Origin of the sequence: Sulfurimonas sp. (assembly GCF_027056685.1) — a bacterium.
GTDB lineage: Bacteria > Campylobacterota > Campylobacteria > Campylobacterales > Sulfurimonadaceae > Sulfurimonas.
In genome coordinates this window covers 1-6,493 of record NZ_JALUKE010000233.1, presented here as the reverse complement: position 1 = coordinate 6,493, position 6,493 = coordinate 1, and the positions used below count along the sequence as shown (strand labels likewise).

General features: G+C 37.1%; 9 protein-coding genes. 2 read left to right on the top strand and 7 right to left on the bottom strand.

Annotated features, from left to right (window positions below; all coding sequences use genetic code 11):
- The coding region (locus MVY38_RS10190) for a copper resistance protein B (RefSeq protein ID WP_297485852.1) at positions 1-230 on the top strand (230 nt) is incomplete at its 5' end.
- Between the two features lie 36 nt (positions 231-266).
- Here the strand turns inward: MVY38_RS10190 and MVY38_RS10185 are convergent.
- The gene (locus MVY38_RS10185) at positions 267-1,739 is read right to left on the bottom strand and encodes an acetyl-CoA carboxylase biotin carboxylase subunit (RefSeq protein WP_297485850.1); all 1,473 of its coding nucleotides are present in this window, start codon (positions 1,737-1,739) and stop codon (positions 267-269) included.
- A gap of 124 nt (positions 1,740-1,863) precedes the next feature.
- On the opposite strand from MVY38_RS10185, the gene MVY38_RS10180 reads away from it, so the two are divergent.
- Complete coding sequence (locus MVY38_RS10180) at positions 1,864-2,220, top strand: hypothetical protein (RefSeq protein WP_297485848.1); 357 nt, start codon at positions 1,864-1,866, stop codon at positions 2,218-2,220.
- Here the strand turns inward: MVY38_RS10180 and MVY38_RS10175 are convergent.
- From MVY38_RS10175 to lipB, 6 genes are all read right to left on the bottom strand, one after another.
- Positions 2,206-3,045, bottom strand: coding sequence for a M90 family metallopeptidase (locus MVY38_RS10175; protein WP_297485846.1), 840 nt, complete (start codon positions 3,043-3,045; stop codon positions 2,206-2,208). The two genes, MVY38_RS10180 and MVY38_RS10175, sit on opposite strands and share 15 nt — an antisense overlap.
- The gene (locus MVY38_RS10170; RefSeq protein ID WP_297485844.1) at positions 3,042-3,959 is read right to left on the bottom strand and encodes an EI24 domain-containing protein; all 918 of its coding nucleotides are present in this window, start codon (positions 3,957-3,959) and stop codon (positions 3,042-3,044) included. Before MVY38_RS10170 ends, MVY38_RS10175 begins: the two co-directional genes overlap by 4 nt.
- Positions 3,960-3,985: 26 nt before the next feature.
- Positions 3,986-4,513: a VTT domain-containing protein gene (locus tag MVY38_RS10165; protein ID WP_297485842.1), complete on the bottom strand. Its 528-nt coding sequence runs from the start codon at positions 4,511-4,513 to the stop codon at positions 3,986-3,988.
- Positions 4,510-5,202 carry a 2,3-diphosphoglycerate-dependent phosphoglycerate mutase gene (locus tag MVY38_RS10160; RefSeq protein WP_297485840.1) on the bottom strand — a complete coding sequence of 231 codons (693 nt, stop codon included), beginning with the start codon at positions 5,200-5,202 and terminating at the stop codon, positions 4,510-4,512. Before MVY38_RS10160 ends, MVY38_RS10165 begins: the two co-directional genes overlap by 4 nt.
- Positions 5,202-6,032 (bottom strand): lipoyl synthase, encoded by an 831-nt coding sequence (gene lipA, locus MVY38_RS10155; RefSeq protein WP_297485838.1) that lies wholly within the window; start codon positions 6,030-6,032, stop codon positions 5,202-5,204. The genes MVY38_RS10160 and lipA overlap by 1 nt, the downstream gene beginning before the upstream one ends.
- The coding region (gene lipB / locus MVY38_RS10150; protein ID WP_297485836.1) for a lipoyl(octanoyl) transferase LipB at positions 6,019-6,493 on the bottom strand (475 nt) is incomplete at its 5' end. The genes lipA and lipB, both read right to left, overlap by 14 nt.

Below are 6,493 nucleotides of genomic sequence, written 5' to 3'. Positions count from 1 at the left end.
TCATCCTCACGCCAAAATTCACACTCGATGCCTACTCAAAAGATGCCCCACAAATGCAATATGGCTCTGGAGTTTCCAACATAACCCTCGGCGCACGGCTCAGATATGAGATACGAAGAGAATTTGCTCCCTATGTCGGTGTAGAGTGGGCGAAGAACTTTGGTAAAACAAATGATTATAGCCCACTGAATGAGACGTATGTAACAGCAGGTATTAGGATGTGGTTTTAAAATTATGATGAGTATAGAACAAATGATGATATACTCTTAAAAGAGTACATCATCTTCTCCTGGCATTTTGTAGATGTTGTTTGATTTGATATGTTCGACCATAGAGGTGAGTTTTTCAACTTTTTGTTGTTCATCTTCTAAAAGGTTTTGCGCTTCCATGTGAAACTTGTCAAGTTTCTTTTCAAGGTAAGATGTGTCAAATTTTCCTGCTTGAAAGTCTTTGTCCATTACGATGGCTTGATGTAGTGGAATGTTTGTTATGATGCCGTCTATGTAAAACTCATCTAAGGCACGTTTAGCTCTTCTTACAGCACCCTCCCATGTAAGTGAAAAGACTATAAGTTTACCTATCATAGAGTCGTAATTTGCAGGAATTTTATATCCTGAATAGATACTTGTATCAAGACGAATTCCTGGACCACCTGGTGCCATGTAGTTTGTGATTGTGCCTACTGCAGGCATAAAGTTGTTATTTGGATTTTCTGCATTTATTCTAAACTCTATTGCAAATCCACGAAGTGAAATTTCTTCTTGTTTGTACTTGAGTCTATCTCCACCTGCGATTTCTATCATACGCTGGATAATATCTATACCTGAAATAATTTCAGTAACAGGATGCTCAACCTGTACACGGGTATTCATCTCGATGAAGTAGATATTGTCAGTATCATCGACAAGAAACTCAACTGTACCGACACTCTCATAGCCGATTTTTTTAACAGCATCTACAGCGATTTTGTAGAGTTTTTGGCGTGTATCTTCGTTAAGAAGTGGGCTTGGTGCTATCTCTATTACCTTTTGATGACGGCGTTGAATTGAGCAGTCACGATCTCCCAAATGTACAACATGACCAAATTTGTCCGCTATTATTTGTACTTCTATATGGCGAGGATTACGCACATATTTTTCAATGAAGACATCCCCTTTTCCAAAATACTTTACAGCCTCATTTGTTGCCGATGCAAAAAGTTCTTGAAACTCTTTTGCCTCTTCAACAATGCGCATTCCGCGTCCACCACCGCCAAACGCAGCTTTGATGATGATTGGAAAACCTATCTCTTTTGCTATCTTTTCGCCCTCCACAGGGTCTGTTACAGGTTCAAGCGTTCCTTCTAAAATAGGTACACCAACCTCTTTTACAGCAGCTTTTGAAGCCATCTTATCTCCAAAGAGGGCAATATGTTCTGCTTTTGGACCAATGAAAACAATTCCATTATCTGCACAGGCTTGTGCAAACTCAGCACTCTCTGAGAGAAATCCATACCCCGGATGAATAGCGTCACATTTGGCTTTTTTTGCTATATCTATAATTCTGTCGTAGTTTAAGTATGCCTCTACGGGATTCCCAACGATAGGGTAACACTCGTCAGCTTTACGAACCCAAACACCTGCAATATCTACTTCTGAAAAGATGGAAACACTTTTTACTCCAAGCTCTTTACATGCTCGTATAATTCTAAGAGCAATCTCCCCTCTGTTAGCTATTAACACTTTTTTTATTTTATGCATAAAATTTCCTCATATTTTGTATATTAAAATTTTATACTATTTAAAATAACCGACACAAAACGAACACAAATTTTTAGTACAATATGCAAAAAAGGATAAAATCGTGAAAAAGTTCTATGTGATAATGTTTGTATTGTTTTCTCTTTTTGTAAACGGCTGTTCTAGTGAGAAGAAAGCGGCAAAATCAACTGCACCTGGAATGAAGTGTGGGGCAGGAAAGTGTGGGGCAAATATGTTTGATGGCAATGCAGCACTTGCAAAAAAGAAGCGAAATATACTCTTACAAATGAGAGAAAATGACCCAAGAGAAAAGTGTGTCAAACAGGCGCGCACAACAAAAGCAGTCTATAACTGCGTGCGTGATCCAAAAACAAAGAAGATGACGCGTAAGTGTGGTCTTGGAAAGTGTAGCGCAGCTATAAAAGCTCCAAAACCTACGATGAAATGTGGCACAGGTAAATGTGGCTCAACTATGAAGTAGGCTTGCCGTATCTATGTTGTAAAAACTTTTTAACTCTTCATAAAGTTCTGGAAAGTGCTTTTTCAGACTTTGCGGTGTTTCAAAAAAACGCTCACTGACAACTGCAAAAAATTCTGCTTCATTTGTAGCGGCGTAAGAGCCAAGAAGCTTGTATTTTCCCCACTCTCTATTTTTTAAGACAACATCAGAGAGTTTTTTGTAGTCGTGAAAAAGCACATTTGTCCATTCATTGTATTTTGATTTTTCAATTGGTGGTACACCGTCTATTTCTCCATCCATAAAGTCAATCTCGTGAGCAAATTCATGCACTATTACATTGTCCTGACGCAGATGATATGCCTCTTTTTTAGCATCGTGCCAAACGATGATGACGGTATCGTTTGCTGATTGTCCGTCTATGAGAAACTTCTCTTTTGTGTAGATGCCATTAGCTGCGTTTATGTTTTCAAACGCAACAGCACTTGGATAAACGATGATGGTTTTAAGATTGTCGTAGCAGTTTGTTTGTGTTTTATGTAAAAGTAAAAGACAGGCATAAAAGGCAATAATGACCTTCATTTCAGCATTTACTTCAATACTCGCTCCAATAAACTCTTTTGTGTGTGTAAAGAGCATAATAGAGTGTTCTATTTTTTCTTTATCTTCTGGGCAAAGTTTAGGGTAGTGCGCTGTTTTATTGAGGTAACTTCTATATTCTTCTTTAAAAGGCATAGCAAGTGCCTTTTTGATGTTTTCTTCTTTTCTTATTTGCAAAAACATCCAAAATGCAATTATGCTAAATCCTAAGCCTGCAAACACTAAAAGAAGTGCTAAATAGTAGCTCATGCGTCTCGTTTTTCTTTTAGATAGTAAAACATTGCAAGTTCTGTAAAATAGGGACCAAAAACATTAAATACAGGTATAAAGTTGAAGAGTGAACCTATTAAATTAAGTCCCCAAATAGAAGCTTTAAACTCTTTTAGTTTCTCTTTTTCTACGGTGCCAAATACAAATGAAGCGGTATCATAAGCAATGGTATCTTTCATCATCCATGTCCAAAGTCCAACAAGAATGATAAAGTTGATAACAGGGATAAAAAGCAGAGGAAAAGATACAATTGAAATACCAATGAAAATTCCTGCATCTCTAAGAGTTTTTTTCATGTTGTTATATTCATACTCATCATGCATAGCATCGTATGGAAACTCTCTCTCTTTTACCTCAGACAAAAATTTACTAGAAAACATACTAGTAACAAAAATCATACTAACGATTATAGCAGTATAAATAATGTAAAAACCAATAAGATATGCAAGCCCTTTTTCAATAGTCTCAAAAGGTAACCATGTTAAAAGTCTTAAAAATTTTGAATAAATAAGTTGATGTTCAAAAAACCAAACAACTCCCCAAAAAACAGCACTTGCAAGACCTATACTTATTGAAAGTGTGGCATACTTATCTCTACTTATCTTTTCAATTATAATATTTCCAAGAAAAGAAAATAGTAGTGCAAAAGTTACTAAAACTAATTGTAACCATAAAAAAGCTGAGAGCATCCAAGCCCCGTTTGAGCGCAACATTGAGAAAGGAATAAAAGTTAAAATAGAACTTGTACTAGAGATAATCCCATCCCAAAAAAACATTCCAATTACAATCCAGACAGCGGAAATAACGAGACCATTTGTCATAGCAAACTTCATTGTTCTTGCTCTAAAAACACCTTTAAAACCAAAAACTACAGCATCCATAAAATCTTGCATATTCTCTCCTAATTCTTCACTTTATTTTAAATAAAAATAATTAAACCTAAAAATAACATTATAAAAACTATTGAAAGGTGTTGTTGTAATAACATTATAACATCTATTACACTTTCACCAAAATAATATCCCAAAGTTGTAAATGTAATAGCCCATATTATGATGCCAATAATGTCAAAAATTAAAAATTTCCAAAAAGAGTACCCACTCATACCAATAAAAAGTAGTGAAGGAATGTGCGTACCATAAATAAAACGCTCAAAAAGAATGAGCCAGATGACATTTTTTTTAAACCATGTTTTTATTAGCCGTAAACGATTTTTATAGTTTCCTAACCATTTTTCTACTTTTGCATTGGAATATTTTCCTATTAAAAAGACTGTAATATCACTGATAAAGGCACCGATGATGGCTATGATAACAACTTTTGAAAAGATTAAATCACTCTCTTTACTAAGATAGCCACCGAGTGTAAGTCCTACCTCACCCTCAAACAGACTCCAGACAAAAAGAATCCAATAGGAAAAATGCTCTATCAAGTAATGGGTTATCACTGTTTTAAAATCTCTTTGTTTTTGATTTTAAAGGCTGCATCAAAAGTGTAAACAATAAGCTCACCCGTAGGAATTTCAAGCTTTACTACCTCTGTCTCTGAAAGTTCATCTAAATACATTACTAATGAGCGCAGAGAATTTCCATGTGCAGAAATAAGCACCGTTTTGTCTGCTTGTAACTCTTGCATGATGACTTCATTATAGTAATCAACAGCGCGTTTTTTTGTATCTTTGAGCGACTCATGCAGCGGCAGCAACTCACGAGAAATTCCGTCATACTTTTTATCTCGCCAAACTACGCGTGCATCATTTTCATCTAAAGCTGGAGGAGGAACATCATAACCGCGACGCACAGCTAAAAACTGCTCCTCTCCATACTCTTTTAAAACCTTTGTTTTGTCTTGCCCCTGCCATGCTCCATAGTGGCGTTCATTGAGTTTATAAGAACGAATGGCATCAATATGTTCCCATTCAAGCTCACCCAAAGCGATTTGTGCAGTATGGATAGCACGCTTAAGCCAAGAGGTAAAACAGATGTCGGGATAGATATTGTTTTTTTTCAGCAGCGCACCAGCCTCTTTTGCTTCTTGCACTCCCTTTTCACTCAGCTCAACATCTGTCCAACCTGTAAAAAGGTTTTTTTGATTATAAACACTCTCACCGTGACGCATTAAAACAAGTCTGCTCATTATAACTCCTCTGCAAAATAAGAACTTCTCACTAATATTCCTGAAGCCACCGCTTTAAATCCAATAGCATAAGCTTCAGCTTTTAAATCTTCAAAAAACTGCGCATCATAATACTTTTCAACGCTGTGATGCTTCGGTGTAGGCTGCAAATACTGCCCAATTGTCAGCTCACTTACACCGACATCCAAAAGCTCACGCATACTCTCACGCAGCTCCTCTTCACGCTCTCCAAGTCCCACCATCAAAGATGATTTGATGATTTTGTTAGAATTTTTAGCATAATACTCCAAAACTTTTAATGAACGGTCATAATTACTCTGTGGACGCACACTTTTGCTCACTCTTCGTACCGTCTCTTGATTGTGTGCGAGTTTGTAGGCATCACTTGCTATTACTGCGTTTAGAGAAGCTTTATTGTTACGAAAATCAGGTGTTAGAAGCTCTATTTTTATCTCAGGATTGTGCTCTTTTATACTCTTCACGCAAGCTGCAAAATGTTCAGCTCCATAATCTTTCAAATCATCTCTATCCACAGAAGTAATAACAACATATTTCAGATTTAAGTCTTTAATGGCACTTGCTAAACGCAGCGGCTCCTCATCATCTACTTTTTGCCCATGTCCAGTCTTTACATTACAAAACGAACAGGCTCGCGTGCAGACATCTCCTAAAATCATAAAAGTTGCACTCCCTCGACTGTAACACTCTGCTCTGTTTGGACAAGCAGCCGCTTCGCATACCGTTGCAAGCTGGTTATTTTGCAATATTGTTTGCATATTGTGTAGTAATTCAGGAGCTGGTGCTTTGACCTTTGGTTTAAACGGCTGCATCGTCAAAAGTCTCCTCTAAAAAATGCACTAATGCTGCGTTTACTGCTTCTTGCGTGAGATCGAGACCCTCATTAGCAAGAGAGGTTGGCATAATGCCCTCTAAATTACAGGGATTTACCTGTGAGTGAAAATCCAAATCAACATCCACATTCAGAGCCACTCCATGCAAAGAAACCCCCTGCGAATAGCGAAATCCAAGCGAAGCAATTTTACGGTTTTGAATGTAAAAACCGGCTTGTTCTTTGTGGTAACTTACTTTAGGCAGATATTTGATAAAAAAAGTCTCAAATGCAGTAAGTACTTTTTTATAAAATTGTGCAGGATTTTTCACTACAAAACAGAAATAGTAAACATTTTGTCCAGGAGAATGGCAGGTGATGGAGCCGCCTCGGTCACTTTGAATGACATCGACATCAAAGCTCTCTTTTTCTGCCGTGCCGATTGTAAAAACATTGGGATGG

Coding starts and splice junctions, on each gene's coding strand:
- MVY38_RS10185 (WP_297485850.1), bottom strand. CDS start 1,739: ATGCATAAAATAAAAAAAGTGTTAATAGCTAACAGAGGGGAGATTGCT.
- MVY38_RS10180 (WP_297485848.1), top strand. CDS start 1,864: ATGTTTGTATTGTTTTCTCTTTTTGTAAACGGCTGTTCTAGTGAGAAG.
- MVY38_RS10175 (WP_297485846.1), bottom strand. CDS start 3,045: ATGAGCTACTATTTAGCACTTCTTTTAGTGTTTGCAGGCTTAGGATTT.
- MVY38_RS10170 (WP_297485844.1), bottom strand. CDS start 3,959: ATGCAAGATTTTATGGATGCTGTAGTTTTTGGTTTTAAAGGTGTTTTT.
- MVY38_RS10160 (WP_297485840.1), bottom strand. CDS start 5,202: ATGAGCAGACTTGTTTTAATGCGTCACGGTGAGAGTGTTTATAATCAA.
- lipA (WP_297485838.1), bottom strand. CDS start 6,032: ATGCAGCCGTTTAAACCAAAGGTCAAAGCACCAGCTCCTGAATTACTA.